This window comes from Pseudomonas sp. GL_135 (assembly GCF_057834665.1).
In genome coordinates this window covers 5369248-5392534 of record NZ_CM174408.1, presented here as the reverse complement: position 1 = coordinate 5392534, position 23287 = coordinate 5369248, and the positions used below count along the sequence as shown (strand labels likewise).

The 23287-nt window shown below is 60.0% G+C and carries 22 protein-coding genes and 1 other RNA gene; 15 read left to right on the top strand and 8 right to left on the bottom strand.

The window, feature by feature from the left end; genetic code table 11:
* The first annotated feature begins 33 nt into the window (after window positions 1-33).
* The 5 genes from rho to AC3ISG_RS23810 all read left to right on the top strand — a co-directional run bounded on the left by rho (window position 34) and on the right by AC3ISG_RS23810 (window position 6740).
* Window positions 34-1293: a transcription termination factor Rho gene (gene rho / locus AC3ISG_RS23830; RefSeq protein WP_037016529.1), complete on the top strand. Its 1260-nt coding sequence runs from the start codon at window positions 34-36 to the stop codon at window positions 1291-1293.
* 96 nt (window positions 1294-1389) lie between these two features.
* Entirely contained in the window at window positions 1390-3348 is a 1959-nt protein-coding gene (locus AC3ISG_RS23825; RefSeq protein ID WP_489298108.1) for an acyltransferase family protein, read from the top strand.
* A 70-nt stretch (window positions 3349-3418) separates the two neighbouring features.
* Window positions 3419-4885, top strand: a complete 1467-nt coding sequence (gene ubiD, locus AC3ISG_RS23820) for a 4-hydroxy-3-polyprenylbenzoate decarboxylase (protein WP_122534102.1) — start codon at window positions 3419-3421, stop codon at window positions 4883-4885.
* Window positions 4885-5853: a CDP-6-deoxy-delta-3,4-glucoseen reductase gene (locus tag AC3ISG_RS23815; protein ID WP_489298107.1), complete on the top strand. Its 969-nt coding sequence runs from the start codon at window positions 4885-4887 to the stop codon at window positions 5851-5853. The genes ubiD and AC3ISG_RS23815 overlap by 1 nt, the downstream gene beginning before the upstream one ends.
* A 212-nt stretch (window positions 5854-6065) precedes the next feature.
* Window positions 6066-6740 carry a gamma-glutamylcyclotransferase gene (locus AC3ISG_RS23810; protein WP_489299581.1) on the top strand — a complete coding sequence of 225 codons (675 nt, stop codon included), beginning with the start codon at window positions 6066-6068 and terminating at the stop codon, window positions 6738-6740.
* 216 nt (window positions 6741-6956) lie between these two features.
* Here the strand turns inward: AC3ISG_RS23810 and glpT are convergent, their stop codons facing one another.
* Window positions 6957-8312, bottom strand: a complete 1356-nt coding sequence (gene glpT / locus AC3ISG_RS23805) for a glycerol-3-phosphate transporter (RefSeq protein WP_489298106.1) — start codon at window positions 8310-8312, stop codon at window positions 6957-6959.
* 217 nt (window positions 8313-8529) lie between these two features.
* Between glpT and AC3ISG_RS23800 the strand changes: the two genes are divergently transcribed.
* Window positions 8530-9519: a WaaS/CpsH family glycosyltransferase gene (locus AC3ISG_RS23800; protein WP_489298105.1), complete on the top strand. Its 990-nt coding sequence runs from the start codon at window positions 8530-8532 to the stop codon at window positions 9517-9519.
* Here AC3ISG_RS23800 and AC3ISG_RS23795 read toward each other — a convergent pair.
* A complete protein-coding gene (locus AC3ISG_RS23795) occupies window positions 9516-10658 on the bottom strand; it encodes an acyltransferase family protein (RefSeq protein ID WP_489298104.1) in 1143 nt (380 codons plus the stop codon). The genes AC3ISG_RS23800 and AC3ISG_RS23795 overlap by 4 nt on opposite strands.
* A gap of 225 nt (window positions 10659-10883) precedes the next feature.
* Between AC3ISG_RS23795 and AC3ISG_RS23790 the strand changes: the two genes are divergently transcribed.
* On the top strand, window positions 10884-11549 hold the full coding sequence (locus AC3ISG_RS23790; protein ID WP_489298103.1) for an energy transducer TonB: 666 nt from the start codon (window positions 10884-10886) through the stop codon (window positions 11547-11549).
* 63 nt (window positions 11550-11612) lie between these two features.
* On the opposite strand, the gene AC3ISG_RS23785 is transcribed toward AC3ISG_RS23790, so the two are convergent.
* Window positions 11613-12590 (bottom strand): NADPH:quinone oxidoreductase family protein, encoded by a 978-nt coding sequence (locus AC3ISG_RS23785; RefSeq protein WP_489298102.1) that lies wholly within the window; start codon window positions 12588-12590, stop codon window positions 11613-11615.
* 135 nt (window positions 12591-12725) lie between these two features.
* Here AC3ISG_RS23785 and AC3ISG_RS23780 point away from each other — a divergent pair, with 135 nt between their 5' ends.
* On the top strand, window positions 12726-13136 hold the full coding sequence (locus AC3ISG_RS23780; protein ID WP_122623502.1) for a flagellar basal body-associated protein FliL: 411 nt from the start codon (window positions 12726-12728) through the stop codon (window positions 13134-13136).
* A gap of 17 nt (window positions 13137-13153) precedes the next feature.
* On the opposite strand, the gene AC3ISG_RS23775 is transcribed toward AC3ISG_RS23780, so the two are convergent.
* Window positions 13154-13603, bottom strand: coding sequence for an EVE domain-containing protein (locus AC3ISG_RS23775; RefSeq protein WP_122623501.1), 450 nt, complete (start codon window positions 13601-13603; stop codon window positions 13154-13156).
* A 193-nt stretch (window positions 13604-13796) separates the two neighbouring features.
* Between AC3ISG_RS23775 and AC3ISG_RS23770 the strand changes: the two genes are divergently transcribed.
* The gene (locus tag AC3ISG_RS23770) at window positions 13797-13946 is read left to right on the top strand and encodes a hypothetical protein (RefSeq protein WP_122534092.1); all 150 of its coding nucleotides are present in this window, start codon (window positions 13797-13799) and stop codon (window positions 13944-13946) included.
* Window positions 13947-13995: 49 nt separating this feature from the next.
* On the opposite strand, the gene AC3ISG_RS23765 is transcribed toward AC3ISG_RS23770, so the two are convergent.
* From AC3ISG_RS23765 to AC3ISG_RS23750, 4 genes are all read right to left on the bottom strand, one after another.
* On the bottom strand, window positions 13996-14625 hold the full coding sequence (locus AC3ISG_RS23765) for a 5-formyltetrahydrofolate cyclo-ligase (RefSeq protein ID WP_489298101.1): 630 nt from the start codon (window positions 14623-14625) through the stop codon (window positions 13996-13998).
* Between the two features lie 101 nt (window positions 14626-14726).
* Window positions 14727-14905: non-coding RNA, 6S RNA (gene ssrS, locus AC3ISG_RS23760), on the bottom strand.
* 31 nt (window positions 14906-14936) lie between these two features.
* Entirely contained in the window at window positions 14937-15260 is a 324-nt protein-coding gene (locus tag AC3ISG_RS23755) for a cell division protein ZapA (RefSeq protein ID WP_122534090.1), read from the bottom strand.
* Entirely contained in the window at window positions 15257-15466 is a 210-nt protein-coding gene (locus AC3ISG_RS23750) for a TIGR02449 family protein (protein ID WP_037016503.1), read from the bottom strand. The genes AC3ISG_RS23755 and AC3ISG_RS23750 overlap by 4 nt, the downstream gene beginning before the upstream one ends.
* Before the next feature lie 149 nt (window positions 15467-15615).
* On the opposite strand from AC3ISG_RS23750, the gene AC3ISG_RS23745 reads away from it, so the two are divergent.
* The 6 genes from AC3ISG_RS23745 (at window position 15616) to AC3ISG_RS23720 (ending at window position 23138) form a co-directional block, all read left to right on the top strand.
* On the top strand, window positions 15616-16173 hold the full coding sequence (locus tag AC3ISG_RS23745; RefSeq protein ID WP_489298100.1) for a YecA/YgfB family protein: 558 nt from the start codon (window positions 15616-15618) through the stop codon (window positions 16171-16173).
* Between the two features lie 81 nt (window positions 16174-16254).
* On the top strand, window positions 16255-17589 hold the full coding sequence (gene pepP, locus AC3ISG_RS23740) for a Xaa-Pro aminopeptidase (RefSeq protein ID WP_489299580.1): 1335 nt from the start codon (window positions 16255-16257) through the stop codon (window positions 17587-17589).
* On the top strand, window positions 17586-18773 hold the full coding sequence (ubiH, locus tag AC3ISG_RS23735) for a 2-octaprenyl-6-methoxyphenyl hydroxylase (RefSeq protein WP_489298099.1): 1188 nt from the start codon (window positions 17586-17588) through the stop codon (window positions 18771-18773). The genes pepP and ubiH overlap by 4 nt, the downstream gene beginning before the upstream one ends.
* Window positions 18774-18822: 49 nt before the next feature.
* A complete protein-coding gene (locus tag AC3ISG_RS23730) occupies window positions 18823-20043 on the top strand; it encodes a 2-octaprenyl-3-methyl-6-methoxy-1,4-benzoquinol hydroxylase (protein WP_489298098.1) in 1221 nt (406 codons plus the stop codon).
* A gap of 278 nt (window positions 20044-20321) precedes the next feature.
* On the top strand, window positions 20322-21323 hold the full coding sequence (locus tag AC3ISG_RS23725) for an extracellular solute-binding protein (RefSeq protein ID WP_122623497.1): 1002 nt from the start codon (window positions 20322-20324) through the stop codon (window positions 21321-21323).
* A 198-nt stretch (window positions 21324-21521) separates the two neighbouring features.
* On the top strand, window positions 21522-23138 hold the full coding sequence (locus AC3ISG_RS23720; RefSeq protein ID WP_489298097.1) for an ABC transporter permease: 1617 nt from the start codon (window positions 21522-21524) through the stop codon (window positions 23136-23138).
* Window positions 23139-23287 lie beyond the last annotated feature (149 nt).

The following is a 23287-nucleotide window of genomic DNA, read 5'->3' as shown; positions in this document are numbered from 1 at the left end:
TTCCCCCTCCATACATGATTACGTCATTCCTATATGAACCTGACTGAACTCAAGCAAAAGCCTATTACCGATCTGCTCGAAATGGCCGAACAGATGGGCATAGAAAATATGGCCCGTTCGCGCAAGCAGGACGTGATTTTCTCCCTGCTGAAGAAGCACGCGAAAAGCGGCGAGGAAATCTCGGGTGACGGCGTGCTGGAGATCCTCCAGGATGGCTTCGGCTTCCTTCGTTCTGCAGACGCCTCTTACCTCGCCGGCCCAGACGACATTTACGTCTCGCCCAGCCAGATCCGCCGCTTCAACCTGCGCACGGGCGACACCATTGTCGGCAAGATCCGTCCGCCGAAGGAAGGCGAGCGTTACTTCGCACTGCTCAAGGTCGACACCATCAACTTCGACCGTCCGGAAAACGCGAAGAACAAGATCCTGTTCGAAAACCTGACGCCGCTGTTCCCGACCATTCGCATGAAGATGGAAGCCGGTAACGGTTCCACCGAAGACCTCACCGGTCGCGTCATCGATCTGTGTGCCCCGATCGGTAAAGGTCAGCGCGGTTTGATCGTTGCTCCGCCAAAAGCGGGCAAGACCATCATGCTGCAGAACATCGCGTCGAACATCACGCGCAACAACCCTGAAGTCCATTTGATCGTTCTGTTGATCGATGAGCGTCCGGAAGAAGTGACCGAAATGCAGCGCACCGTGCGCGGCGAAGTGGTTGCCTCCACCTTCGACGAGCCACCGACCCGTCACGTGCAGGTCGCCGAAATGGTGATCGAAAAGGCCAAGCGCCTGGTCGAGCACAAGAAAGACGTGGTCATCCTGCTCGACTCTATCACCCGTCTGGCTCGCGCCTACAACACTGTCATTCCGAGCTCCGGCAAGGTCCTGACCGGTGGTGTCGATGCACACGCCCTTGAGAAGCCAAAGCGTTTCTTCGGTGCGGCACGTAACATCGAAGAAGGCGGCTCGCTGACCATCATCGCCACAGCGCTGGTTGAAACCGGCTCGAAGATGGACGAAGTGATCTACGAAGAATTCAAAGGCACCGGCAACATGGAGCTGCCTCTGGATCGCAAGATCGCAGAGAAACGCGTCTTCCCGGCCATCAACATCAACCGCTCCGGCACACGCCGCGAAGAGTTGCTGACGGCCGACGACGAGCTGCAGCGCATGTGGATTCTGCGCAAGCTGCTGCATCCTATGGATGAAGTCGCAGCCATCGAGTTCTTGATCGACAAGCTGAAACAGACCAAGACCAACGATGAGTTCTTCCTGTCGATGAAGCGCAAGTAACACCCTGCGCTGAACCGCTCGTAGAAAAATGGTGTCCTTCTGGGCACCATTTTTTTTGACCTTTTTCCTAGATCTCTCCCGTAGACAAGGAGTGTCATGCACACGTTTGGCAATCGCCGTGATATCGACGGGCTGCGAGCCTTGGCCGTGGTCCCGGTTCTGTTGTTTCACTTCGGTCTTGGCCTGAATGGTGGGTTCGTCGGCGTCGACGTGTTTTTCGTCATCTCCGGCTTCCTGATCACGTCCATCATTTTCCGTGAGATCAGCGCAGGGCGCTTCAGCTTCGTCGACTTCTGGGCCCGTCGCGCGCGGCGTATCGTCCCCGCCGTGACCGTTGTCGTGCTGGCCACGCTGGCGTTTGGCTGGATATTGCTGACGCCCAAGGACTACGCCGAGCTGGGCCGGGAAGTGCGCTATCAGTCGATGTTCATGTCCAACCTGTTGTTCATGCGCCAGGACGGCTACTTCGATTCCGCTTCAGACTTCAAACCACTCCTTCACACCTGGTCGCTGGCGGTGGAAGAGCAGTACTACATTTTCTTTCCATTGCTGATGGTGCTGGCGACGCGGTACGTACGGCATTGGCGCTGGTTGCTGCTTGGCTTGCTGGTGCTGTCGTTCGGGCTGAACATCTGGGCGATGAAGCACAAACCCGAAGCCGCGTTCTTTCTGCTGCCGATGCGTGCATGGGAGCTGCTGTGCGGAGCGATGCTGGCCGTCGCGCCTGTGCCCAAACGCCCGCTGCCGAGCTGGCTTTATCAGGCGATCAGCCTGAGCGGTTTTGCGGCGGTCGTGCTGGCGATGTTGAGCTTTGACAAAAGCACTCAATTCCCCGGCTGGGCGGCGCTGCTGCCGGTGCTGGGCACGACCGCGATGATCTGGGCCAACGGTCATCCCGCGTCATGGGTAGGGCGCTTCCTGAGTATCAAACCGTTGGTGGCGATCGGGCTTATTTCCTACTCGCTGTACCTGTGGCACTGGCCTATTCATGTCTACGCCAACGCCATTTCCGCCGACGGTATTTCCGATCCGGAAGCGATCGGCTGGATCCTGCTGGCGGCTGCGCTTGCCTGGCTGAGCTGGCGCTTCGTCGAGCTCCCATTCCGTGAGCGCCGCTTATTGGCCGGCCGCAAGCCGATACTGATTGGCGGTCTGCTGACCCTGGCTGTGCTGGCGCTGATGGGGCAGGCGGTGCGCTCCAATGAAGGCGTGCCGCAACGCCTGTCGGGTCAGGCGCTCACGTATGCGCAGTCGCGAGAGTGGGGCGCCGGGCAGATGGACTGCTTCCTGCTGGGGTCGAAGAAAAGCAAAGACCTGGACAAGCTCTGTCGAGCGGGGGGCAGCGCGGACGCCGCGCCGTCCCATCTGATCTGGGGCGACAGTCATGCAGCGGCCTTGTGGCCTGGGGTCAGAAGCGCGGCCGAGCAAGCCCACCTGCCTGTCTGGCTGGCGAGCATGAGCGGATGCGCGCCGCTTGTCAGCACTGCAACGAGTACGCGCTGTCAGGGTTTCAATGCGCTGAATGTCGAGCGCGTTCGAACGCAGAACATTCCCGATGTCACCTTGGCCGCGCGCTGGAGCCTGTACATCTATGGCCTGGAAGACGGCAACAGGAGCAACGTGCTGTTGAAAAAAGAATCCGCTGCCCGAAACGAAGCGTATTTCGCCGAGGCTTTGAAAGCGCAGATCGCTGAATTGCGCTCAGCTGGCGCTCAGGTATGGCTGTTCAAGGAGGTGCCGCAGCAGCGCAAGGGATCCATCGAAAGATTGAGCAGTCTGGCGCGGGTTGGGCTTTCCGCTGCACAGGTTGGGCGGCCGGCAACGGAGCTCGATGCGCGGCAAGCGTTCATCAATCAGCTGTTTGCCACCCTTAGCGAAGCGGATCCGGGCGTTCACCTGATTGATCCAAAACCGCTGCTGTGTGTAGGCGGCCTTTGCCGTGCCGAAGTCGACGGGCATTCTCTGTACAAGGACGAAGATCACCTGTCCGATCTTGGCGGCGAGAAGATGCAGCCGCTGTTCACACCGGTATTCCGCGCAACACCGCGCATTTGAGTGGGACACAAGCTGCCGTCTGCGGTCAGAGCAGGTAGGATGTGCATCTATTTGGTGAGTGGCCGGGTTAATGAAATTCAAGGATCTACGGGATTTCGTGCAGCAGCTGGAGCAGCGCGGAGAGTTGAAACGCATTCAGGTACCCATTTCCCCTGTACTGGAAATGACCGAAATCTGCGACCGGACCCTGCGCGCCAAGGGGCCGGCACTGCTGTTCGAAAAGCCGACGGGCTTCGACATTCCGGTGCTTGGCAATCTGTTCGGCACACCCGAGCGCGTCGCCATGGGCATGGGCGCCGAATCGGTGTCCGAGCTACGGGAAATCGGCAAGCTGCTGGCATTCCTCAAAGAGCCCGAGCCACCCAAGGGCTTGAAAGACGCCTGGTCCAAGCTGCCTATCTTCAGAAAAGTCATCGCCATGGCGCCGAAAGTCGTCAAGGATGCCCCGTGTCAGGAAATCGTGATCGAGGGTGACGACGTCGACCTTGGCATGCTGCCGGTGCAGACCTGCTGGCCCGGCGATGTCGGCCCGCTGATCACGTGGGGCCTGACGGTCACTCGTGGGCCCAATAAAGAGCGGCAGAATCTGGGCATCTACCGCCAGCAGGTGATTGGCCGTAACAAGGTGATCATGCGCTGGCTCAGCCATCGTGGCGGCGCGCTGGATTTCAAGGACTGGTGCGACAAGCACCCGGGGCAGCCATTTCCGGTGTCCGTGGCGTTGGGCGCTGACCCCGCCACCATTCTCGGCGCCGTCACGCCAGTGCCTGACAGCCTCTCCGAGTACGCATTCGCCGGCTTGCTGCGTGGCAACCGTACCGAACTGATCAAGTGCCGTGGCAACGACCTCCAGGTCCCGGCCAGTGCAGAGATCGTCCTCGAGGGCGTGATTCATCCCGGCGAAATGGCCGATGAAGGCCCGTACGGCGATCACACCGGCTATTACAACGAGGTCGACAGCTTCCCGGTCTTCACAGTCGAACGGATCACCCACCGCATCAAGCCGATTTACCACAGCACCTACACAGGCCGGCCGCCTGACGAGCCCGCGATTTTGGGCGTCGCGCTGAATGAAGTGTTCGTGCCGATCCTGCAGAAGCAGTTCCCGGAGATCGTCGACTTCTACCTGCCGCCCGAGGGTTGCTCGTACCGCATGGCGGTCGTGACGATCAAGAAGCAGTACCCCGGCCATGCGAAGCGCGTGATGTTGGGCGTCTGGTCGTTTTTGCGACAGTTCATGTACACCAAGTTCGTTATCGTCACCGACGACGACATCAATGCCCGTGACTGGAATGACGTCATCTGGGCGATCACCACGCGCATGGACCCCAAGCGCGACACGGTGATGATCGACAACACGCCAATCGACTACCTCGATTTCGCCTCGCCGGTCTCAGGTCTCGGCTCGAAAATGGGGCTCGATGCCACCCATAAGTGGCCTGGCGAAACCACCCGTGAATGGGGTCGCGCTATCGTCAAGGACGAAGCGGTGACCCGCCGGATCGATGAAATCTGGACTCAGCTGGGAATTGATTGATGCGTGTAACCTTGCAGCCATCGGGCGCGGTCATCGAGACATTGCCAGGCGAGCGGATCCTCGACGCCGCTCAACGTCTGGGCTACGAATGCCCTCAAAGCTGTCGCAACGGCAATTGTCACATCTGTTCCGCGCTGCTGGTTGAAGGCAGCGTTGAACAGGCGGGAGAAATCCGCAACCACGGCGAAATTTACACCTGCCTGGCGGTGCCGCAGCAAGACTGCGTCGTACTGTGGGACAGCGTGCTGCCCCTTGGGGAGCTGCCGGTGGGTACGTTCGCCTGCCAGGTCAGTGAGTGTGTGGAAGTCGGCGGCGATGTATGGCGCGTGATGCTCCGCGCGCCTGCGGGCAAACCGCCGCGTTATCACGCCGGTCAGTACCTGATGATCCATCGGGACGACGGGGAGAAATCTGCATTTTCCATGGCCTCAGCGCCGGAGAGTGGGCGAGATCTGGAATTTCACGTGCTCGCGCGTGAGGCGAGTGCGCAAAATCTGATCAAGCAGTTGCAGCGCGATGGCATGGCGCGGGTTGACCTGCCCTTCGGTGATACTCACTTGGGCGAATTGCCCGATGGTCCGCTGGTATTGATCGCGGCAGGCACCGGTATGGGGCAGATGCACAGCCTGATCGAGCATTGCCGCTCAAAAGGCTTTCCGTATCCGGTGCATGTGTATTGGGGAATGCGCCGTCCGGAAGATTTCTATCAGCTCAAGCACTGGGATGAATGGCAGACGCTGCCCAACCTGTTCCTGCACAAAGTTGTCAGTGACCTGTGCGGTTGGGAAGGGCGCTGCGGCATGCTGCACGAGGCGGTCTGCGAGGACTTCAGCGACCTGAAGCCGCTTTATGTTTACGCCAGCGGTTCACCGGCGATGGTCTATTCGACCCTTGATGCGCTGGTGCTGGCCGGCATGGATGCGCATCAGATGCGTGCCGATGTTTTCGCGTACGCACCGAGGCCCTGAAGCGCAGCCACTCGTCGACACAGGATGTGGACAGCGTATTGCATGACTGTTTGTCAGATAACGGTTTTTCCGGCGTGACCCATGCGCCGGTGACCGAGTCACAACGTCACACTGCCTGCGATGCCGTCTGATTGTTCATTCGTTGTTGCCAGACCCGTTTCATGAGTGTTCAGCGTTGCACCGGCGTCAGCCTTGCCGGTGGGGGGAACCAGATGGGTAATCAAATCAATATCCTGGCGGAAGCTGTCCATGACGGCCTGGGGTTGTCCTACCCGCCGGTCATCGATCTTGGGCCGAAGCTCACCCGAGAACAGCTTCTCGCCTCCATCCACGCCACGATGAGTCGTCACCAGGGCGGCCCGATCTGGTTATTCGCTTACGGATCATTGATCTGGCGGCCCGAGTGCAGCGCCGCCGAGCGTCAGCGCGGTCGGGTCCACGGTTATCATCGCGGCCTCTATCTCTGGTCCCATGAACATCGCGGCACCCCCGAGCAGCCGGGGCTGGTCTTCGGTCTGGATCGAGGCGGCTCCTGCAGCGGATTCGCCTACCGATTGCCCGAAGACAATATCGACGAATCGCTGCTGGCGTTGTGGCAGAGAGAAATGCCGTTCCCGTCCTACCGCCCACACTGGCTCAACTGCCGACTTGAAGACGGCACCAAGGTGCAGGCTTTGGGATTTGTGCTGGAGCGGCATTTGCCCAGTTACGCCGGCAACCTGCCAGACAGCGTGCTCACCCAGGTGCTGGCCAATGCCAGCGGGCGATACGGAACCACGTGGGAATATGTCGAACAAACCATCCACGCACTGCGCACCCACGCCATGCCGGACCTGAGCCTGGAAGCGCGGTTCAAGCGGTGTAAACCGGTGTTGTTGGCGATCTAGCGGTGTGCTGATTCGCGTCTGGCTACCGCGGAAGATGGCGGTATCAGTAACACCTGCAGGCGTTTAATTTTTGTCTGTACGCCACGCTGGCATGCGGCGAACACCGTCCTTGTCGGAGTGAGCTTGCTCGCGAAGACGGGCTTCCAACCGATGATATTCAGCGGATGTTTCGGCCTCATCGCGAGCAAGCTCGCTCCTACAGTCATCTGAGTGACGTTATACCTGCGCCTTCTCCTCTCGCGACTGGCTCGCCACTCGCGTATGGCGCAGGGTAGGCACCAGGAACGCTATCGCGAGGAGGCAAGCGGACACCAGCAGCACGAAGCCGCCGTCCCAGCCAAAGTGGTCGACCGTGTAACCCATGAGTGCGCTGGCGGCGACCGAACCACCGAGATACCCGAACAGGCCTGTGAACCCTGCTGCGGTGCCAGCGGCTTTCTTCGGTGCCAGTTCAAGGGCCTGCAAGCCGACCAGCATGACCGGGCCGTAGATCAGGAAGCCGATCGAGACCAGAGCAATCATGTCGACGGTGGGGTTGCCTGGCGGATTGAGCCAGTATACCAGCGTCGCAACGGTCACCATCGCCATGAACACAATCCCGGTCAGGCCACGGTTGCCACGGAAGATCTTGTCGGACATCCAGCCGCACAGCAACGTGCCCGGAATACCTGCCCACTCGTAGAAGAAGTAGGCCCACGAGGTCTTGTCGACGTCGAAGTGTTTGGCTTCTTTCAGGTACGTTGGCGCCCAGTCCAGCACACCATAACGCAGCAGATAAACGAACACGTTGGCCAGCGCGATGTACCACAGCATTTTGTTGCGCAGGACGTATTTGACGAAGATCTCTTTAGCGGTGAATTCCTCTTCGTGGCTCGCGTCGTAGCCTTCCGGATAGTCGTTCTTGTAGTCCTCGACCGGCGGCAAGCCCACAGACTGCGGGGTATCGCGCATGGTCACGAAGGCAAACAGGGCGACAAACAGGGCAACCGCCGCAGGCACGTAAAACGCTGCGTGCCAGTCGTTGGTCCAGCCAAGTCCAAGCAGGAACAGCGGGCCGATCAAGCCGCCGCCGACGTTGTGCGCCACGTTCCAGACCGACACTACGCCGCCACGTTCCTTCTGCGACCACCAGTGCACCATCGTGCGTCCGCTTGGCGGCCAGCCCATGCCCTGCGCCCATCCGTTGATGAACAGCAGAATGAACATGATCGTCACGCTGGACGTTGCCCAGGGTGCGAATCCGAACACGAACATCACCAGCGCAGAGATCACCAGCCCGAATGGGAGGAAGTAACGCGGATTAGAGCGATCCGAAACCAGCCCCATGAGGAATTTTGACAGGCCGTACGCAATGGCAATCGCCGAGATCGCGAGGCCCAGTTGGCCACGGGTATATCCCTCATCGATCAGGTAGGGCATGGCCAGCGAGAAATTCTTGCGAAGCAAGTAGTAGCCGGCGTAACCGAAGAAGATGCCGGCGAAAATCTGCCAGCGAAGGCGGCGGTAGGTGGAGTCGACACGCTCCGCAGGCAGCGGAGCCTGATGCGCGGCAGGACGGAAAAAGGCAAACATCGGGACACTCCATTTATTTTATTGTTATGCGAATCCGAATATTACATTTTCGTTACAGAAAATAGGAAGGCTTCTCATCGGATAAAAATGGCGTAAACACGGGCCGAGCGGGAATTCCTTTGCGAACATCCCGTTTGTGCAGGGCTGCCCAACGATGGGTTTCGTTGCGCGGGACAGGTAAAGTGCGCGCTCACGCGCTCACGATTGGCAAACCCGCATGCAGTCACCCCCGCTTGAGATTCAGAATCAAAAGATCATCATTCTGTGCCGCGATGTCGGCGGATACCTCGCCCGGCTCGGCAACTTTCTCGGCAAGTCGAACGACGTGGTGTTCATTGACCTGACCCACGGCGCTAAGGAACTGCCATGGCTTCCGGGGAAACTGCGGCGATGGCTGAAAAGGTACCTGATCGTTAAGCGTGCTCGTGCAGCCATTCGGGCGGCGGGCCATGTCGATGCACTGCTGGTGGTGAATCCAAGCCAGCTGGATCAGGGTTTGGTCACGCAGGCCCAGGCTGCGGCGGCGCTCAGCGTCGCCTATTTGTCTGACGGGATTGCGCGATTATCGATGCCGATTGATCAACTGGCGACGTTCGATAAGGTCTACACCTTCGATGGCGCTGATGCTCGTGAGTATCGACTGCGCAAGCTCTACAACTACATCTACGAAGAACACGCCGATTTCAAAAAAACGTCCGACTTCAAGGCCTTTGTCGTGATGGGCGGCAAGCACCGCGTTGATGTGCTCGGCCGGGTGGCCCAGGCGTTTGAACAACTGGGCTACACCGGTACCTGCAAATTCCTGGTGCAGAGCAAGCCAGTGCCCGGAGCCAGTTCGTTACTGACATTCTTTCGCCAGCGCATGGACATAGATGAAACGGCCGAATACGTCAGGCGTTCGGAAATACTCATCGACATCGTCCGGCCGGGCCACGCGGGTTTGAGCTTCCGTTTTTTCGAAGCGCTGCTGTATCGCAAGAAAATGATCACCAACAATGCATCGGTGGCGCATTACGACTTTTACGATCCGCGCAACATCCTGATCATCGACAGCGATCACCCCGTTATCCCTGAGTCGTTCATTAACGGGGAATACGTGGACCCGCCCGAAGAAGTCGTGCAGCGGTACAGCATGGCCAGTTGGGCGAACGAGGTGTTCAGTTCACCCCCGGCCAGCCCGCCGCGGTTACCCGTTACCGAACCTTAAGCATTCGGCAGGGTTGCTTTGGCACTTGGCGATGCCTTGCGCAGGAATGGGTGCTCGATGCACCAGTATGTCGCGACGCTGATACTGCTGGTGAGCAGGATGATCAGCGGTAAGTACAGCGAGTAGCTGAGCGGATCCGGCGTAGCGAAGTCATACGCGCCCAGCAGGCTGAACACGCTGTAGATGACGATGCCATGCAGCAGATAGATGCTGAAGCTGGCCTCGCCCAGAATCTTCAGCCCGCGAACCTCCAGTACCCCGTGCAAACTGTTACCGAGCACAAACAGCGCAAACGGAACGCCGAGGATCAGCATTTGCAGCGTTGAATACGATTTGAGCTTCATGCAGATCAGCAGTATCGCGACTGCAACCAACGTGCAGCGCACGCCCGAGAAGTCGATTTTCCACCGGCGCATCCGGTCTTCAAAGACCGCCACTGCAATGCCGACAGCAAACAGTTTGATGAACCGGTTGTGAAAGTGATGGTGGTATTCGCCCCACAGGCACGCCAGCACTATCAGCGCGACGACGACGGCCATGCCGGGGAGCTTGCGCCGAAGCAGGCAATACAGCACCGGCAGCGACAGGTAGAAGACCGCTTCATAGAGCAGCGTCCACTGCACCGAGGCGTTGATACGCACGGTGTCCGGGAAACCGTTGATAGGACTGCCGATGAAAATCGCCCATCGGCCGAGCGACTTGATGGTGTCTATGAGCGGCGCGCTGATGCCTGCGGACTGGTACAGCGCGATGGCCGTAATCAGCGCGACGCTGAAGAGGTACATCGGGAAGATTCGTCGTATCCGTGACGACAGAATCTGACGCCATTTGGGGTCGCTTCGGTAGATCTTCGCGGTAAACAGGTAACCCGTAATCATGAAAAACAACGACACCGGCACCGTGCCCATGTTGTTCAGCACGCGACTGTCCGTGGTTTCCCAGACGCCGTCGACGTGCCAGTAATAACTGACGATGAAGTGATGGACGATGACAGCGGTTGCGAGCACGCCACGCAGCCCGTCCAGCGACGAAACGCGGTGGAGCGCGTCTCGGGAGAGGATCGGCAAGCGCTGGGTGGCGATGCAAAATATCGCGATCGACAGCACGTACAACGCGATCAGAATTAGGGTGACGGTCATCAATACGGGGTCCGCAGTGTGTATTGGGGTTGATACCGAATAAATTCGTGTTCGGTATGTATCGGCCGTGAAATATACGGAACACATCAGGCGCCGTCGCGGGTTGTGTAGCTGAGTGTTCTTTTTGGGACCGATCCTACGCGGCCCTGGGAAGTCATGAGCTGTTGCCACCGCAGACCAGCGCACAAAATGCGCGCCAGCTTTCTGCACCCATGCAGGAGGCACATGGGAAAAAGTGTGCAGGTGACGGCAGTGATGAGCAGATGGGTTTTATGCGTGATGTCTGCGGTCTGTATCGCGGCAAGCGCAGAAGAGAGCAGTGTGGAGTTTGATTACCGCAGGGCGCCCGCCTGGCCTTATTCGCTTTCCATTTCCGGAATATCCGGGTGGGTCGTCTACGGCCTGAAGGCGCACCATGACGGACGGGTTTCCGAGCCTGAGGTGCTGGACAGCTCTCACCCTCTTTTTGCCCTCTCTGTCGTCAATGTTGTGCCAACGTGGCGCGTAAAACCCTGGGTCGTCAGTGAGCAGCGTCCGGCAGTCATTTCGCTGCGTCAGGAGCATTACTTTGTCCACCCGCGCGAAGGTAATGCTCCCGTCCCTTGGCTTCATCGCAGTCTGCGCCACCTGTCCTGCGCGAAATTCAACAAACGCTTCGAAGACTTCCAGCAGAACGCGTCTGATCTTGAACAGGTGGAGATGAGCGTGTTCCGGCACACCTACAGCGTGCTCGCGAGGGTGGCGACTTACAGAAAGCTGTCCGACGAGCAAAGGTTCGCGCTGGGGGATGCGCTGGCAGATGCAGTTCCGGAGGTCATTCAGCGATGCGGCGCGAACCCTGAGCTGCGTTATAAGGACGTGCTGCCTGATGAGGTGAGGAGGATGCTATGAGCGCGTGCAGAAACCTGCAGGATCAGCCCCGTTTCTTCAGAACGGGATCGGACTCGACCCACGCTACCTGACGCTCACCACCACCTTGCCCACCGCTTTACGCTGCGCCAACGATTCAATGGCGTCCCCCGCCTGCTCCAGCGGGTAAACCTTCGACACCAACGGCCTCAGCTTGCCCTCGCTGAACCAGGTGAACAGTTGCTGGAAATTCGCCGCATTGTCTTGCGGCTGGCGTTGGGCAAATGAGCCCCAGAACACACCTACAACCGAGGCGCCTTTCAACAGCGCGAGATTGACCGGCAGTTCGGGGATGCGGCCACTGGCGAAGCCGACGACCAGCAATCGACCGTTCCAGGCGATGCCGCGAACAGCCTGATCAAAAAGGTCGCCGCCCACAGGGTCGTAGATCACATCGACGCCGTTGCCGTTGGTGAGGCGTTTGATTTCATCCTTCAGATTGCTTTCGCTGTAGTTGATCAACTCGTCGGCGCCTGCGGCTTTGGCGACCTCCAGCTTTTCTGCGCTGCTGGCGGCGGCGATCACGCGAGCGCCCATGGCTTTGCCGATCTCTACCGCGGCGAGGCCGACGCCCCCGGAGGCACCGAGGACGAGAAGGGTTTCGCCTGCCTGCAGCTTGGCGCGCTGTGTGAGGGCGTGCATGGACGTGCCGTAGGTCATGCTGAAGGCGGCGGCGGTTGTGAAGTCCATCGTTTCGGGAATGGGCAGGACGTTGTAACCGGCGACGGCGATCTGTTCGGCGAAGCTGCCCCAGCCGGTCAGCGCCATCACCCGGTCACCGACACGGACATGGCTGACTTTCTCGCCGACAGCGGTCACAACGCCCGAGGCTTCACCTCCGGGCGAAAACGGAAAAGGCGGCTTGAACTGGTATTTGCCTTCGATGATCAGCGTGTCCGGGAAGTTGACCCCGGCAGCGTGCACGTCCAGAAGAATCTCGTTTTTCTTCGGCTCCGGGCTGGGGATTTCCTCCAACACCAAATCTGCAGCGGGACCGAAGGCTTTACAAAGCACGGCTTTCATCGAGGGCTATTCCTTTTTCGGGGATGGCCGATAAGTACAGGTAGCGAGGTTGTGGGGTCAATGAGCATGGCCCGGCCTGATAGGTGTGCATAAGCTGAAGTAAGCTATGCGGCGAAACGGATTGAGGAGCGGACTGTGAAAGCGTGGATTGTGATGTTGATGGCATTGTCGATGCCTGTTGTAGCGCTGGCGGAAGAGGGCGGCGAGAAAGAAGATCCGAACAAGGTTTCCTACGTGGCGTTGACGCCACCTTTCGTGGGCAACTACTCACTGGATGGCAGCCCGAAGCTGCACGTCTACAAGGCCGACGTTGCCTTGCGCGTGACCGGCGCCGAGGCGCAGAAACTGGTGAAGCAGAACGAGCCGCTGATTCGCAACCAACTGGTGGCATTGTTCACTCAGCAAACGGTCGACAGCATGGGCAACGTCGATGCCAAAGAAAAACTGCGTCAGGAAGCGCTGAAGCAGACCCAGCAAGTGCTCACCCAGGAAACGGGCAAGCCTGTGGTTGATGATCTGCTGTTCAATAACTTTATTGCTCAGTAACGCGCGGCATTCCGAATTCAGCGCAGGTCAAGCACGGCGGCCCATTGCTCATCGGTCACCGGCATGACGGAAAGACGGCTGCCTTTCTGCACCAGCGGCAACTGCTCAAGGGCAGCTTGTTGTTTCAGAAAACCCAGCCCCAGCACATTCGGAAACGCCTCGACGAATGCCACATCAAGGGCGGTCCAGGGGTTCTTCTCATCGGTGGCTTTAGCGTCGTAGTAGGGGCTTTTGTGGTCCAGCGCAGTGGGATCGGGATACGCGGCCTTGACGATTTCTCCGATCCCGGCGATCCCGGGCTCGGGGCAGCTGGAATGGTAGAAAAAGAACTGATCGCCTACGGCCATCGCGCGCAGAAAGTTGCGGGCCTGATAGTTGCGGACACCGTCCCAGCGCGTCTGCCCGAGCTTTTTCAACCCGCTGATCGAGAGCTCGTCGGGCTCGGATTTCATCAGCCAATAGGCCATTTACAAGGCTCCTGAACAGGTGTTGGGAAAGTTGTCCTACGGTTTGATGACAACCCGACGGTCGGCTGGCGTCAGTATTTGCGTGTTGCGTCACGTTGCCGCAGAATGCCGGGATTTTAAGGGCTGCACGATGTGGCAGCCTGTTTAAACGTTATCGATTTTAGATTCTGATTCGTTACAAAGGGGACGATGAATGCGACGCAAGCCGGATGTACTGTGGATTTTGGCAATTTTGTTCGGCTTGGGAATCGTCACCACCGGTTACGCGCAAAGTCTGTGGGCTGCCAAGGCTGACGCGCCGGTCGAAATCACTCAGCAACAGCAGCCACAGCTCCGCCGCTAAACCGCTATCGCAGCGCGCTTTCTTCGCAGGAGCGCGCCTCGATGACGACTCACCCCGCCATATACCAACGCTTATCCGTCACCGTTCCCGTCAACGGGACGTCCCAACTGGCGACCGCCAGCGTCGCGACTTTCTGACACTCATGGGCCAGTCCTAGCAATACCGGCTTGCGCCAGGTTTTACGGCGCGCGCGATACGCCAGGCTGCGGTCGTAAAAGCCGCCACCCATGCCAAGGCGTCCCCCTTCCGGATCGAACCCCACGAGCGGCATCAGCACCAGATCCAGCGTCCAGATCTTGCGCTGTCGCCTGGCATTGATACGTGGCTCCGGGATACGGAACCGGTTCGGCTTGAACTTCTCACCAGGGCGGACGCGCTGAAACACCATTTTCGTTCGCGGCCAGGCACTGAGCACTGGCAAGTATGTGGTCTTGCCGCATTTTTGAGCGGCACGAAGCAGCAGGCGCGGGTCGATCTCACCGTCCATCGGAAGGTAGAGAGAAACATGCCGGGCGCGCCGAAAGAGAGGGTTTTGCGCAAGCTGACGGTACAAACCCTTTGCCGCCTGTCGCTGTTCTGCCGGGCTGAGCGCGCGACGATTGTGACGAAGCAGCCGACGCAACTGTGGCCGAGAGAGGTTGGAGTGATCGGGGAGGGGAGCGGCGCCGGATGAGGTCATGCTGGCGGGTCCGTGAGGCTTTGGAAGGTGATGTCGTGTAATCAGACAGATTCACGATGCCCACCGCCAGACGGGGCGCCTGGCGATGGGTAGAAGGTTCGAGACTCCCCGACGAACCGCTGTCGGTGTAGCCCTTGAACCCGAAAGTTCAAGGTGGAGATTGCAGGAGGTTTTAAGGCTTTCCGTCGAGCGGACATGCACACCAACCCCAACGTGCAACCCCCGTGGTTGTGCGTATCGGCTCAGGGACATGACCGACTGGCAAGCACTCCAGGGAGCGGTCGCAAGTATACCGAATGATGTCCGAACAATCAGCCTTGTGCTTTATCCGAATCCGTGGCAAGGACCAGGTCTACTCGGTCCAGCAAATCGCGAACCTGCTCGCTATTGGCGCCATTGGCCTGGGCCTTTACCGGTGGCAATTCCTGTTTGTGCAGAAGGTCATGGGTAATGTTCAGCGCGGCCATCACCGCAATACGGTCGGCGCCGATGACTTTGCCGCTGCTGCGGATCTCGCGCATTTTGCCGTCAAGATAACGCGCGGCGCTGACCAGATTGGTGCGCTCCTCTTGCGGACAGATGATCGAATATTCTTTGTCGAGGATTTGCACGGTGATGCTGTTGCCATTACTCATGAGTCTTGCTCCAGGGCCTTGAGGCGCGAAATCATGGACTCGACCTTTTGCCGGGCGATTTCGTTTTTTTCAATGAGTTGAGCGCGTTCCTCGCGCCAGGATTTTTCCTGAGCTAATAGGAGTCCGTTTTGACTTTTTAGTTGCTCGACACGATTGATCAATAACTCCAGTCGAGCCATCAGCGCTTGCAGGTCATTGTCTTCCATTGTTTTCCACTGATTACTTTCAGATGAGTGGTGCAGGCGCTGGCGTCTGGATTCGCCCCGGACATCGCCTGATAGCTTGGGCGCGTCTGCCGGTGCTACGATACAAGGCCTTCATTCTAGACATTGCGCCGCTTGGCGCCTAGTTGCCCATGCCTATTCAGAATTCCCCGTACAACGGCTTCGCCACCCTGCTCACCAGCAGTGGTCATCACGTATCTCCTGCCGAATTGCACGGCCTTTTGCTGGGCCGCAGTTGCGCCGGCGCAGGCTTCGATGCAGAGGAGTGGCTGGCCGACGCTCATCTGCTGCTGGAAACAGAGCCTGACGACAAAGTGCGCCAGGCGCTGATCGGCCTGCAGGCAATGGTCAAAAGCGAACTGACCGGCGACGACATGGCCGTCGTGTTGCTGCTGCCCGGCGATGATGAGCCTCTGGCTGTCCGCACTGCCGCCATGGCCCAGTGGTGCCAGGGTTTCCTCAGCGGCTTTGCCCGGGTGGGTGGTCAGTCACTGAGCGATGATGCCAGGGACGTGCTGCAAGACTTGGCCGCTATTGCTCAGGTTCATGACGCGCTGGACGAGTCCGAAGACGGCGAGAGCGACTACATGGAAGTCATGGAGTACCTGCGCGTTGCGCCGTTGCTGCTGTTCACCGAGTTCAACCAGAAATCCGACGCTGAAGACGAAGCCAAGCCCTCTTTGCACTGACAGCGCGTCAATGCGGCCTCGGCCACGCCGCCTATGCGCGGCGATGGCCGACGCACACCTCCCGGAGAACCGCACTTGCCCATGATTCATATCCCGAAAGCCGAATATGCCCGCCGCCGCAAGGCGTTGATGGAGCAGATGGAGCCCAACAGCATAGCCATTCTGCCGGCGGCGGCTGTGGCCATTCGGAACCGGGACGTTGAACATGTGTATCGCCAGGACAGCGACTTTCAGTACCTGAGTGGCTTCCCCGAACCTGAGGCGGTGATCGTGCTGATCCCCGGTCGCGAGTACGGTGAGTACGTCCTGTTCTGTCGCGAGCGCAACCCCGAGCGCGAGCTGTGGGACGGCCTGCGCGCAGGTCAGGACGGCGCGATGCGTGAGTACGGCGCCGACGATGCCTTCCCGATCGCTGACATCGACGACATCCTGCCCGGCCTCATCGAGGGGCGCGATCGGGTGTATTCGTCCATGGGCAGCAATCCCGAATTCGACCGCCATGTGATGGAGTGGATCAACGTCATCCGCTCCAAGGCCCACCTGGGTGCGCAGCCGCCGAAAGAGTTCGTCGCGCTGGATCACTTGCTGCACGACATGCGCCTGTACAAATCGGCGGCCGAAGTGAAAGTGATGCGCGAGGCGGCACAGATCTCGGCGCGTGCCCACGTGCGGGCGATGCAGGCCAGTCGCGCGGGGCTCTACGAATTCAGCCTGGAAGCGGAACTTGATTACGAATTCCGCAAGGGCGGCGCGAAGATGCCGGCATACGGCTCGATCGTCGCGTCGGGGCGCAACGCCTGCATCCTGCACTATCAGGAGAACGACGCGCCGCTCAGAGACGGCGATCTGGTGCTGATCGATGCCGGTTGCGAGATCGATTGCTACGCCAGTGACATTACCCGTACCTTCCCGGTAAGCGGCAAATTCTCCGCCGAACAGAAAGCGATTTACGAGGTGGTGCTCAAATCCCAGGAAGCAGCGTTTGCGGCGATCAAACCCGGCAATCACTGGAATCAGGCCCACGAGGCAACGGTTCGGGTCATTACCGAAGGCTTGGTAGAGCTCGGGCTGCTGCGAGGCGCGGTGGATGAACTGATTGCCGCCGAAGCGTACAAAGCTTTTTACATGCACCGCGCCGGACACTGGCTGGGCATGGACGTGCACGACGTCGGCGAATACAAGGTCGGCGGAGAATGGCGTGTGCTTGAGGCCGGGATGGCGCTGACGGTCGAGCCCGGTATTTATGTGTCCCCGGACAATGAGGCCGTCGCTAAAAAATGGCGCGGGATTGGCGTGCGAATCGAGGATGACGTCGTGGTGACTAAAAAAGGCTGTGAAATCCTGACGGGCGATGTGCCGAAGACCGTGGCCGAGATCGAGGCGTTAATGGCCGCCGCACGAACGCAAGCCGCATGAGCCGCTTTAATCTGGCCATCGTCGGTGGCGGGCTGGTCGGCGCAAGCCTGGCTCTCGCCCTGCAAGCTGGAGCGAAGGCTCGGGGCTGGAAGATTGTCCTGATCGAGCCGTTTGCGCCCGGCGACACGTACCAGCCCAGCTACGACGCCCGCTCTTCAGCGCTGTCGTTCGGCGCGCGGCAGATCTACGAGCGCCTGGGCCTGTGGCAGCAGATCAGCCACCGCGCCGAGCCCATCCTCAAAATTCACGTTTCAGACAAAGGCCGGTTTGGCGCAGCGCACCTGTCTTCGATGGAGGAAGGCGTTCCGGCCCTGGGCTATGTGGTTGAAAACGCCTGGCTGGGCCAATGCCTGTGGCAGGCGCTGGACAAGGACGTGATCAGTTGGCGTGTGCCGGCCGAAGTCACGCACATGCAGGCGCTGCCCGATGGCTACCAACTGACGCTCAACGACGAAACTCAGCTCACCTGCGACCTCGCGGTGCTTGCCGACGGCGGCCGTTCCAGTCTGCGCGAGCAGTTGGGGATTGCCGTTCGACACACGCCGTATGATCAGAGCGCGCTGATTGCCAACATCACGCCGGGCGATGCCCATGGTGGTGAGGCCTTCGAGCGGTTTACCGAAAATGGCCCCATGGCGTTGCTGCCGCTTCCGGATAACCGTTGCGCACTGGTCTGGACGCGCACCGGCGATGACGTTCAGCGGCTGATGGCGCTGGACGACCGAAGCTTTCTCAAAGAACTGCAGGGCGTCTTCGGCTACCGTCTGGGCGCGCTGAAGCAAGTGGGTGCGCGTCACAACTATCCGCTGGCGTTGATCGAGGCCGAAGAGCAGATCCGCTCCCATCTGGTGGTGCTCGGCAACGCGGCCCACAGTCTTCATCCAATTGCGGGGCAGGGCTTCAACCTGTCGCTGCGCGATGCTGCCTCCCTGGCCGAATCACTGCTCGCCAGCGAAGCACCGCTGGGGGAGCTGTCGACGCTGCAGGCCTACCGCGAGCGCCAGCGCGTTGATCAAAAACTGACTGTCGGCTTTTCGGATCAAGTCACCCGGCTGTTCAGCAGTCAGCAATCCTTAGTCACGGCGGGTCGTAACCTGGGCCTTCTTGGTTTGGATCTGCTGCCTTCCGCCAAGAGCTGGTTTGCCCGACAGGCCATGGGCCTGGGAACGCGAAGCGATGTCTGAACACTCCATTCATTCGTGGCCGTCGCCACAACCGAGAACGATTTAAAGCATGGAAACGCGCGCAGATCTGCTGATTGTCGGGGCCGGAATGGTGGGGAGCGCGCTGGCGCTGGCGCTGCGAGACAGTGGGCTGAACATCCTCGTGGTGGATGGTGGTCCTCTGACGGTCAAACCGTTCGTGGCTGATGCCCCATTTGAAGCCCGGGTCAGCGCGCTGTCCATCGCCAGTCAGCGCATCCTCGAGCGGCTTGGCGTCTGGGACGGTATCGTCGCGCGGCGGGTCAGCCCCTACAGCGACATGCATGTGTGGGATGGCAGCGGCACAGGCAAGGTGCATTTTTCTGCCTCAAGCGTTCACGCTGAGGTGCTTGGGCACATCGTCGAAAACCGCGTGGTGCAGGATGCGCTGGTCGAACGTCTGCATGACAGCGACATCGGCTTGTTGGCCGATGCACGTCTGGAGCAGATGCGTCACTCCGGCGATGACTGGCTCCTGACGCTGTCCGACGGCCGCACATTGCGCGCGCCGCTGGTGGTCGCGGCCGATGGCGCCAACTCGACCGTGCGGCGCATGACCGGCACCGCAACGCGGGAATGGGACTACCTGCATCACGCCATTGTGACGAGCGTGCGCACGGCGGATTCCCACCGCAAAACCGCGTGGCAGCGCTTTACAGACGACGGCCCGCTGGCTTTTTTGCCGCTTGACCGAGAGGGCGAGCACTGGTGCTCCATCGTCTGGTCGGTGACGCCTGAGCAATCCGAGCGCTTGATGAAGCTCGACGACGAACGCTTTTGCCGTGAGCTGGAGAGTGCGTTCGAAGGCTGTCTCGGGCAGGTGATCTCGGCTGATTCGCGGGTTTGCGTCCCGCTGCGTCAACGCCATGCCAAGCGCTACGTGGCGCCGGGCCTTGCGCTGATCGGCGATGCGGCCCACACCATCCATCCATTGGCGGGGCAGGGCGTCAACCTGGGCTTTCTCGACGCAGCAGTGCTCGCCGAAGTGCTGCGAGATGCGGTCGAGCGTGGGGAGCGGCTGGCCGATGAGCGTGTGTTGAGCCGTTACGAGCGTCGGCGCATGCCGCATAACCTGACGTTGATGGCGGCGATGGAGGGCTTCGAGCGGCTGTTCCAGGCCGACGCACTGCCAGTTCGCCTGTTGCGCAACGCCGGGTTGAAGATGGTCGATCGTTCGGCAGAAGCTAAAGCGTTGTTCGTTCGCCAGGCCTTGGGGCTGACCGGGGATCTCCCGGAGTTAGCGAAGCTCTGACGGCGCAGCACTGTCTGTACGCGCGCTTCACCGTGGGACCGGCTTTAGCCGGGAAGGCGCCACTCGTTACGCCGGGACTCTGATCGCGTTCAAGCTGGCCTTTTCCTGACTCAAGCCGGTCCCACTAAAGCTGCGCGCGCTCAGTGGTTCTGAATGTGGCACTGCGGGCACTCCGCAACATCCGGTAACGGCTCAATCCTGACTTCGGTTGAGAAGGTAGATGCGATTCACTACCATTTCGCCTCGTTTTTCCCCTCTCTCGAATCAGGAGAACCTGCATGCAGGCGAGCAAGCGTCTTTTGGCTGCCCTGGCATTAACCATGCTCGGCAGCACCGCCCAGGCCGCAGATGAAGTGGTGGTGTATTCCTCCCGAATCGATGAGCTGATCAAACCGGTGTTCGATGCCTATACCGCCAAGACTGGCGTGAAGGTCAAGTTCATCACCGACAAGGAAGCGCCGCTGATGCAGCGCATCAAGGCCGAGGGCCAGAACGCAACGGCTGACCTGCTGCTCACCGTCGACGCAGGCAACCTCTGGCAAGCTGAACAGATGGGCATCCTGCAGCCGTTCACCTCGCCGGTCATCGATGCCAACATTCCCTCGCAATACCGTTCTTCCACCCACAGCTGGACCGGCCTGAGCCTGCGCGCCCGGACCATCGCCTACTCCACCGACCGCGTCAAACCTGAAGAACTCACCACTTACGAAGCGTTGGCCGACAAACAGTGGGAAGGCCGTCTCTGCCTGCGGACCGCCAAAAAGGTCTATAACCAGTCGCTGACCGCCACGCTGATCGAAACCCACGGCGCCGAGGCGTCTGAAAAGATCCTCAAAGGCTGGGTGAATAACCTGTCGACCGATGTGTTTTCCGATGACATCGCGGTGCTGGAAGCCATCAATGCCGGCCAATGCGACGTTGGCATCGTCAACACCTACTATTACGGTCGTTTGCACAAGGACAATCCGGATCTCGCCGTGCGCCTGTTCTGGCCCAATCAGTCGGACCGCGGCGTGCATGTTAACCTTTCCGGCATTGGCCTGACCCGGCACGCACCCCACGCAGATGCCGCCAAAGCGTTGGTGGAATGGATGACAGGTCCCGAAGCCCAGACGATATTCGCCGGCACCAATCAGGAATTCCCGGCTAACCCGAAAGTGGCGCCTTCTGAAGAAGTGGCGAGCTGGGGTGCGTTCAAGGCCGATACGATCCCGGTTGAAGTGGCCGGTCGGCGGCAGGCCGAGGCGATCCGCATGATGGACCGTGCTGGCTGGAATTGATCTTTCGCGAAAGAAGCCCGAATTACACCGGTTTTGCATGGTGAAGATCTTGTGGGAGTGAGCTTGCTCACGAAGACGGCATTTCAATCGCTTGAGATCTAGCGGGTGTGCCGGCCTCTTCGCGAGCAAGGTGGAGCGCCACCCCGGTCGCTCCCACTGAGGGCTTCGTCAACCCGCAACTCTCTATGAGTAACCCCTTTGGCCCATTCCCCCCAGCGTCGCTGGTACCCCCTGGTTTTTACCATTGCCGCGCTGGTGCTGCTGCCCTTGAGCGTATTGCTGTTCTCCTGGCAGACCATCGATCAGCAGATCTGGTCGCATCTCTGGGAAACCCAGATGCCACGGTTGCTCGGCAACACCCTGACGCTGGTGCTTGGCGTGGGGCTGGGCGTCACGATGCTGGGCGTGAGTCTGGCGTGGCTGACGGCGCTGTGTGAGTTCCCGGGGCGGCGCTGGCTGGACTGGGCGTTGATGCTGCCGTTTGCCATCCCGGCGTATGTGCTGGCGTTTGTCTTTGTGGGTTTGCTGGATTTCGCAGGCCCGGTGCAAATGCTGTTGCGCGAGTGGTTCGGCTCCGGCCTGCGTCTGCCGCGAGTGCGCTCGACCGGTGGCGTGATCATCGTGCTGGTGCTGGTGTTTTACCCCTACGTGTATCTGTTGGCGCGCACGGCATTCCTGGCCCAAGGCAAAGGCCTGATGGAGGCGGCACGTATTCTCGGTCAGTCGCCGTGGCAAGCGTTCTGGCGCGTGGCATTGCCCATGGCGCGGCCGGCGATCGGTGCTGGTGTGGCGCTGGCGTTGATGGAAACCCTGGCCGATTTCGGCGCGGTGTCGGTGTTCAACTTCGACACTTTCACCACCGCTATCTACAAAACCTGGTACGGCTTCTTCAGCTTGTCGAGCGCCGCGCAACTGGCGAGCCTGCTGCTGCTGGCCGTCATGGTCCTGCTGTACGGCGAGCATCGCGCGCGGGGGGCGAGCCGGTCGAGCAACGAGCGCCCGAGGGTGAAGGCGCTGTATCACCTGCATGGCCTGAAAGCCGTCGCCGCCAGTACGTGGTGTGGGCTGGTGTTCGCCTGCGCGTTTGTGGTGCCGCTGTTGCAGCTGATTGCATGGGTCTGGCAACGCGGGCGCTTCGACCTCGACGAGCGCTACGCCGGGTTGATCCTGCACACGCTTTACTTGGGCGGCATCGCTGCGCTGGTCACGGTGTGCGTCGCGATGATCCTCGTGTTTGCCCGGCGCCTTGCCCCCACCCGCGCCATTCGCGCGGGCGTCAGCGTCGCCAACATTGGGTACGCGCTGCCCGGCTCGGTGCTGGCGGTGTCGATCATGTTGGCGTTCAGTTATCTGGACCGGGAACTGGTCGTGCCGTTATCCAGCTGGCTGGGCGGCGCTGGCAGGCCTTTGCTGCTGGGCAGCCTGGGGGCGCTCGTGCTTGCGTACCTAGTGCGCTTCATTGCGGTCGCGTACGGGCCGCTCGAGAACAGCCTGTCGCGCATTCGTCCATCACTGCCCGAAGCCGCGCGCAGTCTGGGGGTGAGCGGCCCGCGATTGTTTTTCAGGATTTATCTGCCGCTGCTCATACCCGGCACGTTGAGCGCTGCGCTGCTGGTCTTCGTTGATGTCCTCAAGGAAATGCCCGCCACGCTGCTCATGCGGCCGTTTGGCTGGGACACGCTGGCGGTGCGCATCTTCGAAATGACCAGCGAAGGTGAGTGGGCGCGTGCGGCTTTGCCTGCGCTGACGCTGGTGCTCGTCGGGCTGCTGCCGGTCATCGGGCTGATTAGACGTTCGGCCAGACCGATTGGTTAGGTGCGGGGTCCTAACCTTGCGGCTACAATGCGCCGCAATCGACTCGGTCTGTCAGACAATTCCTCAAATTAGCAATGGTGTCAGACCCCAATTCACGGGGGATCTGCGGGATTGCCAGTGACCGCGTCTTCGCCACGCCCGGAAGGAGA